This window comes from Aquabacterium sp. J223 (assembly GCF_024666615.1).
Classification (GTDB): Bacteria; Pseudomonadota; Gammaproteobacteria; order Burkholderiales; family Burkholderiaceae_C; genus J223.
Window position 1 is genome coordinate 1,370,431 of sequence record NZ_CP088297.1, and the last position, 16,787, is coordinate 1,387,217.

Here is a 16,787-nt window from a genome sequence, read left to right on the forward strand (position 1 = left end):
CGCCTGCGACCCGTCCCCGCGGGGGTGTTCGTCAGAACGCGTCGAGCACCGCGCCCTTGCTGGCGCTGGCGGCGTTGACGGCGAATTTCGCCAGCACGCCGCGGGTGTAGCGCGGCGCCGGGCGCTTCCAGGCGGCGCGGCGGCGGGCGAGTTCGGCGTCGTCCACCTGCAGTTCCAGCAGCAGGCGGTGGGCGTCGATGGTGACGGTGTCGCCTTCCTCGATGAGGGCGATGTTGCCGCCCTCGTAGGCCTCGGGCGCCACGTGGCCGACCACCATGCCCCAGGTGCCGCCGGAGAAGCGGCCGTCGGTGATCAGGCCCACGCTCTCGCCGAGGCCCTGGCCGATGAGCGCGCTGGTCGGCGCCAGCATCTCCGGCATGCCGGGTCCGCCCTTGGGACCGAGGTAGCGCAGCACCATCACGTCGCCGGGCTGGATCTTGCCGGCCATGATGGCGGCGAGCGCCGACTGCTCGTCGTCGAACACCCGTGCCGGGCCGGTGATGACGGGGTTCTTCAGGCCGGTGATCTTGGCCACGCAGCCCTCGGGCGACAGGTTGCCCTTGAGGATGGCCAGGTGGCCCTCGGCGTAGATCGGGTCGGTGACCGGGCGGATGACCTTCTGGTCCGGCGACAGGTCCGGCACCTCGGCCAGCGCCTCGGCGACGGTCTTGCCGGTGATGGTCATGCAGCCGCCGTGCAGCAGGCCGTGCTTGAGCAGTTCCTTCATCACCGCCGGGATGCCGCCGGCGCGGTGCAGGTCGATGGCCAGGTACTGGCCGCTGGGCTTCAGGTCGCACAGCACCGGCGTGCGACGGCGCACGCGCTCGAAGTCGTCGATGGTCCATTCGACGCCGGCCGCGTGCGCGATGGCCAGGAAGTGCAGCACCGCGTTGGTGGAGCCGCCGGTGGCCATGATCACCGCCACCGCGTTCTCGATCGCCTCCCGCGTGACGATGTCGCGCGGCTTCAGGTCGGCCTTCACCGCCTCGACCAGCACCTGCGCGGCACGCTGCACCAGGCCGACGATCTCGTCCTCCACGTTGGCCATGGTCGACGAGTAGGGCAGCGACAGCCCCAGCGCCTCGAACGACGAGCTCATGGTGTTGGCGGTGTACATGCCGCCGCAGGAACCCGAGCCGGGGATGGCCCGGCGCTCGATCTCGCAGAAGTCCTCCTCGCTCATCTTGCCGGCGGAGAACTGGCCCACGGCCTCGAACACGCTGACGATGTTCAGGTCCTGGCCCTTGTACCTGCCCGGCAGGATGGTGCCGCCGTAGATGTACAGCGACGGCACGTTGGCCCGCAGCATGCCCATCATGCCGCCCGGCATGTTCTTGTCGCAGCCGCCGATGACCATCACGCCGTCCATCCACTGGCCCCCGACGCAGGTCTCCACGCAGTCGGCGATCACCTCGCGGCTGACCAGGCTGTACTTCATGCCCTCGGTGCCCATGGCCATGCCGTCGCTGATGGTGGGCGTGCCGAAGATCTGCGGGTTGGCGCCGGCGGCCTTGAGGCCGTCCACCGCCGCGTCGGCGAGCCGCTGCAGGCCCGAGTTGCAGGGCGTGATCGTCGAATGGCCGTTGGCCACGCCGATCATCGGCTTGCTGAAATCGTCGCCCTGGTAACCCAGCGCGTAGTACATGGAACGGTTGGGCGCGCGCGCGACGCCTTCGGTGATGTTCTTCGAGCGGCGGTTGAAGGCCATGCGGGTCTCCTGGCAGGGCGGCTGGAACGAGGGGCGTCAGTATCGCGGCCGTCCACGGTGCGGGTCCAATCGATTTGTGGACCGCTTTTGATACGCTGCGTCGATGGAGCGTCCGCCACCGTGACCCCCGACCTGCGCCGCCTCGCCCAGTTCGTGGCCGTCGCCGAGGAGCTGCACTTCGGCCGCGCCGCCCGGCGACTGCACATGACGCAGCCGGCGCTGACGCAGGCCGTGCAGGCGCTGGAGGCGCAGCTCGGCGTCCAGCTGCTCGAGCGCAGCCGCCGCGTGGTGACGGCCACCGCCGCCGGCGCGGCGCTGCTGGCGCAGGCCCGGCGCCTGCTGGCCGAGGCCCACGCGCTGCCGGGGCGGGTGCGCGCCGCGGCCGAGGGCTTCAGCGGCCTGCTGCGGCTGGCCTTCGTCTCCAGCATCGCCTACGGGCCGCTGCCGGTCTGGCTGCGCGGCTTCCGCGACGCCCACCCCGACGTGCAGCTGCAGCTGCGCGAGGCGACGATGGACGTGCAGCTCGACGCCTTCGCGGCCGACGACATCGACGCCGGCTTCGTGCTGCACGCGGTGTCGGGGGGTGCCGGCGGGCTTCGCGGCCCGGCTGGCCCTGGCCGAACCGCTGGTGCTGGCGGTGCCCGAAGGACATGCGGCGACGCTGCCCGGCCGGGCGGGCACCGCCGCGCGCCGGCTGGCGGCGCTGCTGGCCGAGCCGCTGGTGATCTTTCCGCGCACCACCGCGCCGTCGGTGTTCGACGCGGTCATCGCCTGCTACCGTGGCCATGGCCAGTCGCCGCGCATCGTGCAGGAGGCCATCCAGATGCAGACGCTGGTCAACCTGGTCTCGGTGGGCATGGGCGTGGCCTGGGTGCCGGCCTCGGTGACCCAGCTGCAGCGGCCCGGCGTGCGCTACCTGCCGGTGCCGGCCGCCGGGCTGCAGTGCGAGACCAGCCTGCTGTGGCGCGATCCGGCGCCGCCGGTGCTGCGCCGCTTCATCGCCCACGTCGGTGCGCTGCCGGCGCGCGCGGTCGCGGTCTCCGCACGACGCCCACCGCCCGCCCGCTGATCCGCAGCGAGCCTTCACAATCCGGCCGCCGCGGCCAGCCCCCTACCCATGCTCGTCCACCCGCAGTTCGATCCCGTTGCCGTGTCGCTGGGCCCCGTGCAGGTCCACTGGTACGGGCTGACCTACCTGGTCGCGTTCGGCCTCTTCTACTGGCTGACCTCGCGGCGGGCGGCGCTGCCCTGGTACGCCGCGCAGGGCTGGAGCCGGCGCGACGTCGAGGACCTGCTGTTCTTCGGCGTCGTCGGCGTGGTGGTGGGCGGGCGGCTGGGCTACGTGCTGTTCTACAAGCCGCTGCACTACATGGCGAACCCGCTCGAGGTCTTCGCGGTGTGGAAGGGCGGCATGGCCTTCCACGGCGGCCTGATCGGCGTGCTGCTGGCCATGGCCTGGTTCGCCCACCGCCGGCAGCGGCCCTGGCTGCAGGTCACCGACCTCATCGCACCGTCGATCCCGGTGGGCCTCGCCTCGGGACGCATGGGCAACTTCATCAACGGCGAGCTGTGGGGCCGCGCGGCGGACCCGTCGCTGCCCTGGGCCATGGTGTTCCCGCAGTCGGGCAGCGCGCTGCCGCGCCATCCGTCGCAGCTCTACCAGTTCGCGCTGGAGGGCCTGCTGCTGTTCGTGCTGCTGTGGTGGTACGCGCGCCGCGAGCGGCCGCTGGGCCGGGTCAGCGGCGTCTTCCTGCTCGGCTACGGCGTGTTCCGCTTCATCGCCGAGGCCTTCCGCGAGCCCGACGCCTTCCTAGGCCTGCTGGCGCTGGACCTCAGCATGGGCCAGTGGCTGTGCCTGCCGATGATCGCCGGCGGGCTGGCGCTCATCGCCTGGTCCGGCCGGCGGCCGTCCGACCGGCCGGCCGCGACCCGCTAGCATCGCGGCCGACCAGACCCCGAGCCCCCATGCGCCAGATCTTCTTCGACACCGAGACCACCGGCCTCAGCCCCGACACCGGCGACCGCCTGGTCGAGATCGGCTGCGTGGAGATGGTCAGCCGCCGGCTCACCGGCCGCAACCTGCACCTGTACCTCAACCCCGAGCGCAAGAATTCCGAGGATGCCCTGCGCATCCACGGCCTGACCGACGACTTCCTCGCCGGGCAGCCGCGCTTCGCCGAGGTGGTCGACGAGCTGCTGGCCTTCCTCGACGGGGCGGAGGTGGTCATCCACAACGCCGCCTTCGACGTCGGCTTCCTCGACGCCGAGCTGAAGCGCCTGGGCCGGCCGCCGTTCGCCCGCCACGTCGGCCGCATCACCGACACGCTGGCCATGGCGCGCGAGATGTTCCCCGGCAAGAGCAACTCGCTGGACGCGCTGTGCCGCCGCCTGGAGGTCGACAACTCGAGCCGCACGCTGCACGGCGCGCTGCTCGATGCGGGCCTGCTGGCCGAGGTGTACATCCACATGACCCGCGGTCAGGACTCGCTGGTCATCGAGGCCGACGGCGCGGCGTCCGGCGATGCGCAGGTGGCGCTGGCCGCGGTGGACTTCTCCTCGCTGTCGCTGCCGGTGCTGGCCGCCAGCGACGGCGAGGCCGAGGCGCACGACCGGCTGCTGGCCGACCTCGACAAGGCCAGCGGCGGCAAGACGGTGTGGCGCCGCCTGGCCGCGTCGGCACCCGTTGCACCGGCGGCTGCGCCGGCCGATCCGGTGATGGCATAATCCCGCGCTTTCCGAGCCACGGCTCGGGCGGTTAGCTCAGCGGTAGAGCACTGCCTTCACACGGCAGGGGTCGCAGGTTCGAACCCTGCACCGCCCACCAGAACCCAGGGACCGGCCAGCGATGGCCGGTCCCTTTTTTCGTGCCCGGGCGTTCCACGCCCCAGGCGTCGGCGAGCCCGCCCGTCGACCGCCAATGACCTTGCCGCTGCGGTCTGGCGGGGCCGCATGCAACATCGTCCGGACGTTCCCGTCACACCACAGCCGACCCGTCGACATGAGCAACTCCCGCCAGACCGAACACCCGATCCACCCCCTGTTCACCGACCGCTGGTCGCCGCGCGCCTTCACCGGCGAGGCCATCCCGGCGGGCGAGCTGATGAGCCTGCTCGAGGCGGCGCGCTGGGCGCCGTCGGCGTACAACGCGCAGCCCTGGCGCTTCATCTACGCCCATCGCGACACGCCGGCCTGGCAGCCGCTGTTCGACGCGCTGGTGCCGTTCAACCAGGGCTGGGTGCAGCGCGCGGCCGCGATCATCGTGGTGGTCTCGGCCGAGCAGGCGGTGTTCCCCGGCAAGACGGCCCCGGCGCCGAACGCCTGGCATTCGTTCGACAGCGGTGCGGCCTGGGCCAGCCTGGCCTTCCAGGCGCAGCTCTCGGGCTGGGCCGCGCACGGCATGGCCGGCTTCGACGCCGACACGCTGCGCCAGGCCGCCGCCATCCCGGCCGGTTACGCCATCGAGGCGGTGGTCGCCGTTGGGCGCCAGGGCGACAAGTCGGTGCTGCCCGAGCCGCTGCAGGCCCGCGAGGTGCCCAGCCACCGGCGTCCGCTGGCCCAGTCGGTGGCCGAGGGCCGGTTCAACTTCGCCGAGTGAGGTGAACGGCGGCCCGTGCACCGGGCCGCGCCGCGGCCGCTGGCTTGGCCGGCGGCGTCAGCCCGTCTTCAAGAGGCTGACGTGCGCGGCGACCACGCGCCAGCCCTCCGGCCGGCGCACCCAGGTCTGGCTCTGCCGGCCGATGGCGTTGCCGCCCTCGCGCCGGAACTCGGTCATCGCGGTCGCGAAGTCGCGGCCGAAGGTGGTGATGACGGTGCGCTGCAGCGTGCGCGCCAGCCCCGTCGACGGCCGCGCGGCGCGGAAGGCCGCGATCTCGTCGTAGCCGTACAGGTTCTCGCCGGCGCCGTAGCGGATGGTCTGCGGCGCCTGCCAGAACAGCTCGTCCAGCACCTCGACCCGGTTGTTCACCAGCGCGTCCTCGTAGCGCTCGAAGACGGCGGTCACCTCGGCATGGACGTCGGGCAGGTTGATCTCGGGTGCGCTCATCGGTGGTGAATCGGGTGGAGTGGACAGGGGCAGCCGGTCGCAAGGGCCGTGCCATCCACCGCCTGCGTCCCTGGCGGCGCCGGTGCGCGGCGGAGCCGGCACACTGCGGCCTCCCACCGCACGCGCTCACACCATGCAACAGGACGGCATCCGCGACTTCGTCGGCCATGGCCCCCGGCCGCCCGACCCGCAGTGGCCCGGCGGCGCCCGCCTGGCCGTCAACGTGGTGCTCAACGTCGAGGAAGGCTCCGAGTACGCGTTCGAGCACGGCGACGGCCGTTCCGAGACCACGCTCACCGACGCCGGCATGGGCCCCACCGGCGTAGAGGGCCGCGACCTCGCGGCCGAGTCGATGTTCGAGTACGGCACCCGGGTCGGCTTCTGGCGGCTGTGGCAGGCCGTCAAGTCGCGCGGCGTGCCGCTGACCATCAGCGGCTCGGCGCTGGCGCTGGAGCGCTGCCCGCCCATCGCCGAGGCCATCCGCGCCGCGGGCGACGAGGTGCTGTGCCATGGCTGGCGCTGGGTCAACCAGTTCAACATGGCCGAGGAGGAGGAGCGCGAGCACATCCGCCGGGCCGTCGCCAGCCTGCAGCGCACGGTGGGCCAGCGTCCGATCGGCTGGTACTGCCGCTACGGTCCCAGCCTCAACACCCGCCGCCTGCTGGTCGAGGAGGGCGGTTTCCTCTACGACTGCAATGCCTACAACGACGACCTGCCGTACTGGGTGCGCGTCGGCGAAGGCGAGGCGGCCAGGCCGCACCTGGTGCTGCCGCACACCTTCGCCACCAACGACAACAAGTACGCCCGCGGCTGGTGGGGCACGTCGGACGACTTCTTCGCCTGGGCCCGCGACAGCTTCGACGTGCTCTACCGCGAGGGGGCCACCTCGCCCAAGCTGATGGGCATCAGTCTGCACCTGCGGGTGTCGGGCCATCCGGGCCGCTCGGCAGGGGTGGAGCGCTTCCTCGACTACGTGCTCGGCCACCGCGACGTCTGGCTGTGCCGCCGTGGCGAGGTGGCCCGGCACTGGGCGGGCGTGCACCCGCCGGCCTGATCCCGGGGCTTTGCGCGGCGCGCAGGGGGGCCGTCCCTAGAATTCCGCGCGATGCCGAGCCCGCCCGCCTCGCCGCAACCGCTGGACCGCATGGACGCGGCCGTGCGTGCGGCGGGCGTCGGCGTCTGGCTGAACCCGCTGCCCCTGGGCGAACTGGTGTGGAACGAGAACACCAAGGCCCACTTCCACCTGCCGCCCGACGCCCGGCCGACCATCGAGCTGTTCTTCGAGCGGTTGCATGCCGACGACCGCGAGCGGGTGCGCCATGCGGTGACCCGTGCGGTGGAGGAGGGCACCTCGTTCGACGAGGTCTACCGAACCGTGAGCCCCGGTGGGGACCTCAAGTGGATCCACGCCATCGGCCGCCTGGTGCGTGGCGAGGACGGCCAGGCCCGGCAGTTCGACGGCATCACGCTGGACATCACCGGACCGGTCAGCGCCCAGCAGCAGCTGCGCTACTTCGCCGACTCGGCGCCCGCCATGCTGTGGGTGACCGACTCCGAAGGCCGCTGCACCTTCCTGTCGCGCGCGTGGACCGATTTCACCGGCCAGCCGGAGGTCGAGGGGCTGGGCTTCGGCTGGCTGGAGAAGGTCCACTCCGACGACCGGCCGAGGGCGGAGGCGGCCTTCCTCGACGCCACGGCGCGCCAGGCCAGCTTCGCGCTGGAGCACCGGGTGCGGCGCGCCGACGGCCGCTGGGCCTGGGTCATCGACGCCGGCCGGCCGCGCGTCGGCTCCGGCGGCGAGTTCCTCGGCTTCGCCGGCTCGGTGACGGACATCGACGACCGCCGCCGGGCCGAGGACGCGCTGCGCCGCTCCAGCGACCGCTACGCCCAGCTGCTCGAGTCCATCGACGAGGGCTTCTGCATCGTGCAGGTCCTGCTCGACGGGCAGCGCCGGCCGGTGGACTACCGCTTCGTCGAGACCAACCCGCTGTTCGAGCGCCAGACCGGCCTGCACCGGCCCGTCGGCCGCACCGCGCGCGAGCTGGTGCCGGGCCTGGAAGAGTTCTGGTTCGAGACCTACGGCGAGGTGGCGCTGCGCCGGCTGCCGCGCCGCTTCACCCACGGCTCGCAGGCCATGGGCCGCTGGTTCGACGTCTTCGCCTCGCCGATCGGCGAGCCGGTCGAGCTGCTGGTGGCCATCCTCTTCCGCGACGTCACCGACCGCATGCTGCAGGAGCGCCGGCTGCGCGACAGCGAGGAGCGCTACCGCGGCTTCCTGGCCAGCAGCACCGAGGGCATCTGGCGCATGGAGTTCGACCCGCCGGTGGACACCGCGCTGCCGCCCGAGCGGCAGGTCGACGCCATCTTCGACCACGGCCGCTTCGCCGAATGCAACCACGTGCTGGCGCGCATGTACGACCTGGCTTCGCCCGACGACCTCGTCGGCAAGGGGCTGTCGATGACGATGGACCGCGACGAGCCCCAGGCGCGGGCCTACCTGCTGGGCCTGATCGCGGCCGGCTACCGCGCGGCCGAGGTGGAGTCGCTCGAACACGACCGGGAGGGACGTCCGGTCTGGTTCGCCAACAACCTGTCCGGCGTCATCGAGAACGGCCTGCTGGTGCGGGCCTGGGGCACCCAGCGCGACATCACCGACCGCAAGCGTGCCGAGGCCGCGCTGATGGAGGCCGACCAGCGCAAGGACGAGTTCCTCGCCACGCTGGCGCACGAACTGCGCAACCCGCTGGCGCCCATCCGCAGCGCCGCCGAGCTGCTGCGCCGCCGTGGGGGCGACGACGCGCTGCTGAGCCGCCATGCCGGGATGATCGGCCGCCAGGTCAGCCACCTGGCCCGCATGATCGACGACCTGATGGACGTCAGCCGCGTCACCCGAGGCCGGCTCGAGCTGCGGCTGGCGCCGGTGGTGCTGCAGGACGTGGTCCGCGCCGCGCTGGACAACGCCCAGGAGTTGCTGCAGGCCGGCCGCCACCCGGTGACGCTGAGGCTGCCTGAGGCGCCGGTGCGGCTGCTCGGCGACGAGGTGCGGCTGGTGCAGGTGGTGCAGAACCTGCTGACCAACGCCGCCCGCTACTCGGCGGACGGCCGGCCCGTCACGGTCACGGTCGAGGCCGAGGGCGGACAGGCCCGGCTGCGGGTGCGCGACCAGGGCGTGGGCATCGCGCCGGAGCAGATGACGCGGCTCTTCGAGTTGTTCTGGCAGGGCGGCGTCGCCGCCGACCGGGCCGGCGGCGGCCTGGGCATCGGCCTGTCGCTGGTGCGGCGCCTCGCCGAGTTGCACGGCGGCACGGTGCAGGCCCACAGTGGGGGCCTGGGCCAGGGCAGCGAGTTCGTCGTCCGCCTGCCGCTGGTGCCGGCGGCCACCGACACGTCCCTGCCGGCCGTCGCCGACCCGGCCGCTGCGCGCGCCTGCACCGTGCTGCTCGTCGACGACAACCGCGACGCCGCCGACACGCTGGCCGAGGTGCTGCGGCTGTCGGGCTACGAGGTGGCCACCGCCTACGACGGGGTCGAGGGGCTGGCGGTGGCGCAGTCGCTGCGGCCCGACGTCGCGGTGCTCGACCTCGGCATGCCGCGCCTGGACGGTTACGCCACCTGCCGCGCGCTGCGCGAGCGGCCTCAGGGGCGGGACATGACGGTGCTGGCGCTGTCGGGCTGGGGCCAGGCCGCCGACCAGGCCCGTGCCGCCGACGCCGGCTTCGACGCCCACCTGATCAAGCCGGTCGACCCCGACACGCTGGTGCAGGCCATCGAGGCCGCACGCCGCCGCCGCTGACCGGCGCTACAGCCGCCGCACCTTCACCGACCGGCCCTTCACCCGGCCGGCGTTGAGCCCGGCCAGGGCCCGAGGCGCCACCTCGCGCGCCACCGCCACGTAGGTCGAGAACTCGTTGACGACGATGCGGCCCACCTGCGCCGACGGCAGACCCAGGTCCTTGGTCAGCGCGCCCAGCACGTCGCCGGGGCGGATCTTCTCCTTGCGCCCGCCGAGGATCTGCAGCGTGGCCATCGGCGGGCACAGCGGCTCGTTCGAGGCCGGCGTCAGTTCGTCGAGCGGGTGCCAGTCGCTGGCCCGGCCCAGGCGCTCGTCGATGCGGCCCACCGCGCCCATCTCGTCCAGGCTGGCCAGGCTGAAGGCCCAGCCCTCGGCGTCGCCGCGGCCGGTGCGGCCGATGCGGTGCAGGTGCACGTCGGGGTCGGGGCTGATGTCGACGTTGACCACCGCGGCCAGCGCCTCGATGTCCAGCCCGCGGGCGGCGATGTCGGTGGCGACGAGCACGGAGGCGCTGCCGTTGGCGAAGCGCACCAGCACCTGGTCGCGCTCGCGCTGCTCCAGGTCGCCGTGCAGTTCCAGCGCGACGATGCCCTCGGCCTGCAGCACCGCCACCAGGTCGCGGCACTGCCGCTTGGTGTTGCAGAAGGCCAGCGTGCTCGCCGGGCGGAAGTGGTCGAGCAGCCGTCCCACGGTGTGCAGCCGCTGCGCGTCGGTCACCTCGTAGAAGCGCTGGCGGATCTGCGTCGCCGAAGGCCGCTCGGTGAGCGTGACCTGCAGCGGCTCGCGCATGAAGCGGCCCGCCAGCGCCTTCACGCCGTCGGGGTAGGTGGCGGAGAACAGCAGCGTCTGCCGCCTGGCGGGGCAGTGCGTCAGCACCTGCGCGATGTCCTCGGCGAAGCCCATCTCCAGCATGCGGTCGGCCTCGTCCAGCACCAGCGTGGCCAGGCCCGCCAGCGACAGGTGGCCGCGCGACAGGTGGTCGAGCACCCGGCCTGGCGTGCCCACCACCACATGCGCGCCGTGCGCCAGGCTCTCGGCCTGCGGCCGCAGCGGCGCCCCGCCGGTGAGCAGCAGCACCTTCAGGTTGGCCTCGGCCCGCGCCAGCTGCCGCAGGTCCTGCGCCACCTGGTCGGCCAGCTCGCGGGTGGGGCACAGCACCAGCGCCTGCACGTCGGTGCGGCGGGGGTCCAGCCGCTGCAGCAACGGCAGGCCGAAGGCGGCGGTCTTGCCGCTGCCGGTGCGGGCCTGGGCGATGAGGTCGCGGCCCGACAGCGCGGCCGGCAGCGTGGCCGCCTGCACCGGCGTCATGCGCTCGAAGCCCATGCGCACCAGGTTGTCCAGCACCGCCTGGGGCAGCGGCAGGCTGGCGAAGGAAAGGCCGGCGGCGGGCGTGGCGGCCGGCGTGCGGAGGGGTGCGTCGCTCATGGGGGATTGTCGCCCCCGGCCCGACGGGTCGCGGAGGCCGCGGGGTACGATGGCCCGAAACGGCGGCCGACACGAGCGCCTCTCGTCCCCCCATTGCGGCCCGGCCTGCCGACGCCGCCAGCGAAAGCGCCCGTGAACAACCTGCAGGAAGTGACCGAACGCATCTGCGAGCTCAAGGGCAGCCTGATCGCCCTCGATGCGCTGCTCTCGGCCATGCTGGTCGAGATCCCCGACGCCTCCCGCGGTGCGCTGCATGCGGCGCTGACCGCGCATGCCGAGATCGCGCGCACGGTGCTGCTCAACACCCCCATCTCCGAGCACACCATCGCCGCCTTCGAGCGCGACACCGCGCGCATGCGCAAGCTCGTGGAGCCGGTCGTCGGCTGAGGGCAAGAAGCCCTGTCCGCGGCCGGCGCGGCTTTGCTGCTACAGTCGCCCCCAGTGGTCATGCACAGGAACCGTCGTTTTGTGGTCGGTTCTTTCACCTGTCCGGTTCCGCGACAGGTTCGTTTGAATTTCCCCCTGGGTGATTTCTTGCGCGTCGCTACCGCGCGTCAGCATGTGCTGCGCGCTTCTCCTCCATCACTCCAGAAGGAATTCAGATGAACGACAACACCAACAGCACCACCGAAACCGGCATCGTCAAGTGGTTCGACGCCGGCAAGGGCTTCGGCTTCATCACGCCGGAGCGTGGCGGCAAGGACCTGTTCGCCCACTTCAGCGAGATCCGCAGCAGCGGCTACAAGACCCTGGACGAGAACCAGCGCGTCGAGTTCGAGATCAAGCAAGGCCAGAAGGGCCCGCAAGCGGCGAACATCCGCGTGATCTGAGTCGCCTCGGCGCCTCTCTCTGAAAAGCCGCGGCGTGCCGCGGCTTTTTCTTTGGCACCGCGGTTGCCGCAGGACCGTCGCACCTGCCCATGACCGCCTTCTTTCCATGCCATGACGGCGACGTCGCCCGTCGCACCCGCCGCCTCGCGGCCGCGCTGATGGCGCTGGCCGTGCTGGTGGGCTGCGCCACCGACCCCGGCAGCGCCGGCCTGTCGTCCACCGCCTCGCCCAACGAGGTGCGGTTGCGGCTGATGCAACTGCTGCCGCCGGCGGTGTCCGACCGCGCCGGCTGGGCCGCCGACCTGCAGGTGGCGTTCACCGCGCTCGAACTGCCGGCGGGGCCGGAGCAACTGTGCGCCGCCATCGCGGTGATCGAGCAGGAGTCGGGCTTCCAGGCCGACCCGCCGGTGGCCAACCTGCCGCGCATCGCCTGGTCCGAGATCGACCGTCGCGCCGAGGCGCTGGGCGTGCCCGGCCTGCTGGTGCGCGGCGCGCTGCAGCTCCCCCTCGAAGGACGGCCGCAGCTACGCCGACCGCCTGGACGCGGTGAAGACCGAGCGCGAGCTGAGCCGCGTCTTCGAGGACCTGATCGACGCGGTGCCGCTGGGCCGGCGGCTCTTCGCCAGCCACAACCCGGTGCGCACCGGCGGGCCGATGCAGGTGGCCATCACCTTCGCCGAACGCCACGCCGGCGAACGGCCCTACCCCTACCCGCTGGGCGACGACGGCAGCGTGCGGCGCGAGGTGTTCACCCGCCGCGGCGGCGTGTACTTCGGCGTCGCCCACCTGCTGGCCTATCGCGCGCCGGAGTACGACCGGCCGCTCTACCGCTTCGCTGACTTCAACGCCGGCCGCTGGGCCAGCCGCAACGCCGCCTTCCAGCAGGCGGTGAGCCTCGCCACCGGCATCGCGCTGGCGCTCGACGGCGACCTGCTGCGTCCCGGCGCCGACCCCGACCGGCCCGGCGCCACCGAGGCCGCGGTGCGCCAGCTGCTGCGGCGCCATGGGTTCGACGACGGTGACGTGCGCTCGGCCCTGGCCCAGGGCGACCGTGCCGACTTCGGCGGCGGCCGGCTCTACCGCCGTGTCTTCGAACTGGCCGAGCAGGCCGAGGGCCGGCCGCTGCCGCGCGCCGTGCTGCCGCGCATCGCCCTGCGCGGGCCGAAGATCAGCCGGCCGCTGACCACCGAATGGTTCGCCAACCGGGTGGACGAACGCCACCGGCGCTGCCTGGCGCGGGGGCTCTGAGCCCGGGGCGTGCCGACCCCCGGCGCGTGCGCCATCCGGGGCCGCTCTGTTGGCGGATCCGCGTCCCCGGCGCACCATGCCGGCCCAAGGAGAAGACCGATGGACACCCGCACCCGAATCCCCGCCGCCGACGACGGCCTGGCCTGGCCCGGCGACGGCACCCACCGCATCCCCTTCGGCGCCTACACCGACGAGGCGCTGTACCGCCGCGAGCTGGAGCGCTTCTTCTACCGTGGCCACTGGTGCTATGTCGGACTCGAGGCCGAGGTGCCGCAGCCCGGCGACTTCAAGCGCACGGTGATCGGCGAGCGGTCGGTGATCCTGGCGCGCGGCCTCGACGGCCGGCTGCACGTGGTGGAGAACGTCTGCGCCCACCGCGGCATGCGCTTCTGCCGCCAGCGCCACGGCAATGCGAAGAAGGGCGGCTTCACCTGCCCCTACCACCAGTGGAACTACAGCCTGGAAGGCGACCTGCGCGGCCTGCCGTTCCGCCGCGGCGTGCGCCAGGACGGGCAGATGGCCGGCGGCATGCCGGCCGACTTCCGGCTGGAGGACCACGGCCTGAACAAGCTCAGGGTCGCCGCGCGCGGCGGCGTGGTCTTCGCCAGCTTCGATCCCGACGTCGAGCCGCTGGAGGACTTCCTCGGTCCCACCATCCTCGGCTACTTCGACCGGCTGTTCGACGGCCGCGAACTGAAGGTCCTGGGCTACAACCGCCAGCGCATCCCCGGCAACTGGAAGCTGATGCAGGAGAACATCAAGGACCCCTACCACCCGGGGCTGCTGCACAGCTGGTTCGTCACCTTCGGCCTCTGGCGGGCGGACAACAAGTCGCAGCTGCGCATGGACGCGCACCACCGCCATGCGGCCATGGTCTCCACCCGCGGCAGCGCCGGCCAGGCCGGGCAGGTCACGCAGGTGTCGAGCTTCAAGGAGACGATGACGCTGGAGGACCCCAGGTTCCTCGACATCGTGCCCGAGCCGTGGTGGGGCGGGCCGACCGCGGTGATGACCACGCTTTTCCCCAGCGTCATCCTGCAGCAGCAGGTCAACAGCGTGTCGACGCGCCACATCCAGCCGGTGGGCCCCGGCGCCTTCGACTTCGTGTGGACGCACTTCGGCTTCGCCGACGACGACGCCGGGATGACGCAGCGCCGGCTGCGCCAGGCCAACCTCTTCGGCCCGGCGGGGTTCGTCTCGGCCGACGACGGCGAGGTGATCGAGTTCTCGCAGCAGGCCTTCGAGAGCCGCCCCGACCACCGCGCGGTGGCCGAACTCGGCGGCCATGCGGTGGAGGACACCGAGCACATGGTCACCGAGACGCTGATCCGCGGCATGTACCGCTACTGGCGCGAGGTGATGGAGCGCGACGAATGAGCGCGGCGCTGGGGTTCGAGGACTGGCTGGCGCTGACCCAGCTCTACGCCGACTACGCCGCCGCGGTCGATTCGGGCGACTGGGACCTGTGGCCGGAGTTCTTCACCGACGACGGTGTCTACCGCCTGCAGCCGCGCGAGAACTTCGAGCGAGGCTTCCCGCTGGCCACGCTGTCCTTCGAGAGCAAGGCCATGCTGCGCGACCGGGTCTACGGCATCCGAGAGACGCTGTTCCACGACCCCTACTACCAGCGCCATGTGGTCGGCGTGCCGGTGCTGCGCAAGGTCGAGGCGCACCGCGTCGAATGCGAGGCCCACTACGCCGTCTTCCGCACCAAGCTGTCGGAGCCCAGCACGGTCTTCAACGTCGGCCGTTACCTCGACGTGGTGGTGCGCACGCCGCAGGGCCTGAAGTTCGCCTCGCGGCAGTGCATCTACGACAGCGAGCTCATCCCCAACTCGATCATCTACCCGATCTGACGACGGGGCACCGGCGCCGGGCCGCCCAAAGCCGGCTGAGCACCCCCGCGGGGGTGGCCCCGGGACTGCGGGACCGGGGGCGTCACGTCATGCGGTGAGCTGCTGCAGCGAGGCGACGAGGTCGCCGAAGCGCTCGCCCTGCACGGCCACGTGCGAGCGCAGCGCCGCGGCGGCCGCCTCGGCATCGCCGTGCAGGATGGCGTCGACCACCTGCTGGTGCTCGGCATAGGACACCTCCAGCCGCCGGCGCACGCGCAGCTGCAGCCGGCGGTAGGGGCGCAGCCGGCGGTGCAGCGCCTGCGCCTGCTGGCGCAGGAAGCCGTTGTGGCTGCCGGCGTACAGCGCCTCGTGGAAGCGCTCGTTGCCGTAGAAGTAGGCGTCGGGGTCACCCTGCGCTCGGGCGCCGGCGCAGGCCTCGTGCAGCGCCACCAGCGCTTGGCGTTCGGCGTCGTTCATGCGCCGGGCGGCGAGGCGGCCGCACATGGCCTCCAGCTCGGCCATCACCTCGAACATCTCCAGCAGCCGGGCCGGCTCCAGGCTGGTCACCACCGCGCCCTTGCGAGGCCGCAGCTCGATCAGCCCCTCGGCCGCCAGCTGGATCAGCGCCTCGCGCACCGGCGTGCGCGACACCCCGTGCTGGGCCGCCAGGGTCAGCTCGTCGAGCGAGCTGCCGGGTGCGAGCTCGCCGGTGGCGATCTGCTCCTCGATGCTTTCGCGAAGGCGCTCGGAGATCTTCATGGGCCGGCCATTGTGACCCCTCGGCCATCCTGGGGTATCTCCCAAGTACCCGTGTGAGTGCATTAACAATAGTCTATGTATACAAAGCGGTGAGCGCAGTGCCCGGATCGCCGCAACCCCAGGAGACACCATGCGCCCCTCACGCCCCTTGTCCGTGTCCCATCCGCGTCGTCGCCTGCTGCTGGCCGCCGCCGCCGCACCGGTCGGCCTGCTCGCCGGCCCCGCGGTGGCGCAGTCGTCGTGGCCGGCCAGGCCGGTGACGCTGGTGGTCCCGTTCCCGGCAGGGGGCGGCACCGACACCTTCGCCCGACCGCTCACCGCGCAGCTCAGCAAGCAGCTCGGCCAGCAGGTGCTGATCGACAACCGCGGCGGTGCCGGCGGCAACGTCGGCGCCGCGGTGGCGGCCAAGGCGGCGGCCGACGGCCACACCTGGTTCATGGGCGCGGTGCACCACAGCATCGCGCCCGCCGTCTACCCCAAGCTGGACTACAGCCTGACCGGTGACTTCGTGCCGGTGGCCCTGCTGTCCAGCGTGCCGCAGGTGGTGGTGGTGCACCCGCCATCGGTGCCGGTGAACACGCTGAAGGAGCTGGTGGGCTTCCTCAAGGCCAACCCAGGCAAGCTGAGCTACGGCTCGGCCGGCAACGGGTCGTCGCACCACCTGGCCGGCGAGCTGTTCAAGATGCAGACGCAGACCTTCATCACCCACATCCCGTACCGCGGCGCCGGTCCCGCGCTGCAGGACCTGATGGGCGGGCAGGTGCAACTGATGTTCGACGGGCTCGGCTCGTCGGCCACCCACATCAAGAGCGGCCGGCTCAAGGCGCTGGCGGTGGCCGCCACCAAGCGCGCGCCCGGCTTCCCCGACATCCCGACCACGGTGGAGGCCGGCGTGCCCAGCTACCAGGTGGCCACCTGGTACGGCCTGTGGGCCCCCGCGGCACGCCGCAGCCGCTGGTCGACCGCATGCTGGCCGAGCTGAAGGCGGCCTTCGCCAGCAAGGAAATCCAGGACACCTGGACCAGCCTCGGCTCCGAGATCCCCACGCTCACCGGCAAGGCCTTCGGCGACTTCGTCGCCGCCGAGACCCAGCGCTGGGCGCAGGTGGTCAAGGCCGGCAACGTCCGCCTCGACTGAGCAACCGGAC

At 72.3% G+C, this 16,787-nt stretch carries 14 protein-coding genes, 1 tRNA gene and 4 pseudogenes; 15 read left to right on the top strand and 4 right to left on the bottom strand.

The features are described from left to right. Window positions 1–31 precede the first annotated feature (31 nt). Entirely contained in the window at window positions 32–1,708 is a 1,677-nt protein-coding gene (gene ilvD, locus LRS07_RS06610) for a dihydroxy-acid dehydratase (RefSeq protein ID WP_260501165.1), read from the bottom strand. A 153-nt stretch (window positions 1,709–1,861) separates the two neighbouring features. Here ilvD and LRS07_RS06615 point away from each other — a divergent pair. The 6 genes and pseudogenes from LRS07_RS06615 to LRS07_RS06640 all read left to right on the top strand — a co-directional run. Continuing rightward, a pseudogene (locus LRS07_RS06615) lies at window positions 1,862–1,957 on the top strand (helix-turn-helix domain-containing protein); the annotation flags it as partial. A gap of 334 nt (window positions 1,958–2,291) precedes the next feature. Then, the gene (locus LRS07_RS06620; protein ID WP_260501166.1) at window positions 2,292–2,777 is read left to right on the top strand and encodes a LysR substrate-binding domain-containing protein; all 486 of its coding nucleotides are present in this window, start codon (window positions 2,292–2,294) and stop codon (window positions 2,775–2,777) included. Window positions 2,778–2,825: 48 nt separating this feature from the next. Next, a complete protein-coding gene (gene lgt, locus LRS07_RS06625; RefSeq protein ID WP_260501167.1) occupies window positions 2,826–3,644 on the top strand; it encodes a prolipoprotein diacylglyceryl transferase in 819 nt (272 codons plus the stop codon). A 29-nt stretch (window positions 3,645–3,673) separates the two neighbouring features. Beyond that, window positions 3,674–4,432, top strand: coding sequence for a DNA polymerase III subunit epsilon (gene dnaQ / locus LRS07_RS06630; RefSeq protein ID WP_260502059.1), 759 nt, complete (start codon window positions 3,674–3,676; stop codon window positions 4,430–4,432). 25 nt (window positions 4,433–4,457) lie between these two features. Then, window positions 4,458–4,532, top strand: a tRNA-Val gene (locus LRS07_RS06635). Between the two features lie 174 nt (window positions 4,533–4,706). Further along, window positions 4,707–5,303: a nitroreductase family protein gene (locus LRS07_RS06640; RefSeq protein ID WP_260501168.1), complete on the top strand. Its 597-nt coding sequence runs from the start codon at window positions 4,707–4,709 to the stop codon at window positions 5,301–5,303. A gap of 57 nt (window positions 5,304–5,360) precedes the next feature. Here the strand turns inward: LRS07_RS06640 and hpxZ are convergent, their stop codons facing one another. After that, window positions 5,361–5,750 (bottom strand): oxalurate catabolism protein HpxZ, encoded by a 390-nt coding sequence (gene hpxZ / locus LRS07_RS06645; protein ID WP_260501169.1) that lies wholly within the window; start codon window positions 5,748–5,750, stop codon window positions 5,361–5,363. A 133-nt stretch (window positions 5,751–5,883) separates the two neighbouring features. Between hpxZ and LRS07_RS06650 the strand changes: the two genes are divergently transcribed. Then, the gene (locus LRS07_RS06650) at window positions 5,884–6,804 is read left to right on the top strand and encodes a polysaccharide deacetylase family protein (protein WP_260501170.1); all 921 of its coding nucleotides are present in this window, start codon (window positions 5,884–5,886) and stop codon (window positions 6,802–6,804) included. A 51-nt stretch (window positions 6,805–6,855) separates the two neighbouring features. After that, the gene (locus LRS07_RS06655) at window positions 6,856–9,543 is read left to right on the top strand and encodes a hybrid sensor histidine kinase/response regulator (protein ID WP_260501171.1); all 2,688 of its coding nucleotides are present in this window, start codon (window positions 6,856–6,858) and stop codon (window positions 9,541–9,543) included. A 6-nt stretch (window positions 9,544–9,549) separates the two neighbouring features. Here the strand turns inward: LRS07_RS06655 and dbpA are convergent, their stop codons facing one another. After that, entirely contained in the window at window positions 9,550–10,968 is a 1,419-nt protein-coding gene (gene dbpA / locus LRS07_RS06660) for an ATP-dependent RNA helicase DbpA (protein ID WP_260501172.1), read from the bottom strand. A 132-nt stretch (window positions 10,969–11,100) separates the two neighbouring features. Between dbpA and LRS07_RS06665 the strand changes: the two genes are divergently transcribed. The 6 genes and pseudogenes from LRS07_RS06665 to LRS07_RS06685 all read left to right on the top strand — a co-directional run bounded on the left by LRS07_RS06665 (window position 11,101) and on the right by LRS07_RS06685 (window position 14,902). Further along, entirely contained in the window at window positions 11,101–11,355 is a 255-nt protein-coding gene (locus LRS07_RS06665; protein WP_260501173.1) for a hypothetical protein, read from the top strand. 215 nt (window positions 11,356–11,570) lie between these two features. Next, window positions 11,571–11,798, top strand: a complete 228-nt coding sequence (locus LRS07_RS06670) for a cold-shock protein (RefSeq protein WP_260501174.1) — start codon at window positions 11,571–11,573, stop codon at window positions 11,796–11,798. Between the two features lie 251 nt (window positions 11,799–12,049). Beyond that, window positions 12,050–12,202: pseudogene (locus tag LRS07_RS21980) on the top strand (DUF1615 family protein); the annotation flags it as partial. Window positions 12,203–12,323: 121 nt separating this feature from the next. Then, window positions 12,324–13,046, top strand: a pseudogene (locus LRS07_RS06675) (DUF1615 family protein); the annotation flags it as partial. 99 nt (window positions 13,047–13,145) lie between these two features. Continuing rightward, the gene (locus LRS07_RS06680) at window positions 13,146–14,423 is read left to right on the top strand and encodes an aromatic ring-hydroxylating dioxygenase subunit alpha (protein ID WP_260501175.1); all 1,278 of its coding nucleotides are present in this window, start codon (window positions 13,146–13,148) and stop codon (window positions 14,421–14,423) included. Next, complete coding sequence (locus tag LRS07_RS06685; protein ID WP_260501176.1) at window positions 14,420–14,902, top strand: aromatic-ring-hydroxylating dioxygenase subunit beta; 483 nt, start codon at window positions 14,420–14,422, stop codon at window positions 14,900–14,902. The genes LRS07_RS06680 and LRS07_RS06685 overlap by 4 nt, the downstream gene beginning before the upstream one ends. A gap of 87 nt (window positions 14,903–14,989) precedes the next feature. Here LRS07_RS06685 and LRS07_RS06690 read toward each other — a convergent pair whose 3' ends face one another. Continuing rightward, a complete protein-coding gene (locus LRS07_RS06690; RefSeq protein ID WP_260501177.1) occupies window positions 14,990–15,640 on the bottom strand; it encodes a GntR family transcriptional regulator in 651 nt (216 codons plus the stop codon). A gap of 130 nt (window positions 15,641–15,770) precedes the next feature. Between LRS07_RS06690 and LRS07_RS06695 the strand changes: the two are divergent. Next, window positions 15,771–16,777, top strand: a pseudogene (locus LRS07_RS06695) (Bug family tripartite tricarboxylate transporter substrate binding protein). Window positions 16,778–16,787: the final 10 nt, after the last annotated feature.

Bases quoted from the DNA above. Each gene is read 5' to 3' on its own strand.
- ilvD (WP_260501165.1), bottom strand. From the start codon at position 1,708: ATGGCCTTCAACCGCCGCTCGAAGAACATCACCGAAGGCGTCGCGCGC.
- lgt (WP_260501167.1), top strand. From the start codon at position 2,826: ATGCTCGTCCACCCGCAGTTCGATCCCGTTGCCGTGTCGCTGGGCCCC.
- dnaQ (WP_260502059.1), top strand. From the start codon at position 3,674: ATGCGCCAGATCTTCTTCGACACCGAGACCACCGGCCTCAGCCCCGAC.
- LRS07_RS06640 (WP_260501168.1), top strand. From the start codon at position 4,707: ATGAGCAACTCCCGCCAGACCGAACACCCGATCCACCCCCTGTTCACC.
- hpxZ (WP_260501169.1), bottom strand. From the start codon at position 5,750: ATGAGCGCACCCGAGATCAACCTGCCCGACGTCCATGCCGAGGTGACC.
- LRS07_RS06650 (WP_260501170.1), top strand. From the start codon at position 5,884: ATGCAACAGGACGGCATCCGCGACTTCGTCGGCCATGGCCCCCGGCCG.
- LRS07_RS06655 (WP_260501171.1), top strand. From the start codon at position 6,856: ATGCCGAGCCCGCCCGCCTCGCCGCAACCGCTGGACCGCATGGACGCG.
- dbpA (WP_260501172.1), bottom strand. From the start codon at position 10,968: ATGAGCGACGCACCCCTCCGCACGCCGGCCGCCACGCCCGCCGCCGGC.
- LRS07_RS06670 (WP_260501174.1), top strand. From the start codon at position 11,571: ATGAACGACAACACCAACAGCACCACCGAAACCGGCATCGTCAAGTGG.
- LRS07_RS06680 (WP_260501175.1), top strand. From the start codon at position 13,146: ATGGACACCCGCACCCGAATCCCCGCCGCCGACGACGGCCTGGCCTGG.
- LRS07_RS06685 (WP_260501176.1), top strand. From the start codon at position 14,420: ATGAGCGCGGCGCTGGGGTTCGAGGACTGGCTGGCGCTGACCCAGCTC.
- LRS07_RS06690 (WP_260501177.1), bottom strand. From the start codon at position 15,640: ATGAAGATCTCCGAGCGCCTTCGCGAAAGCATCGAGGAGCAGATCGCC.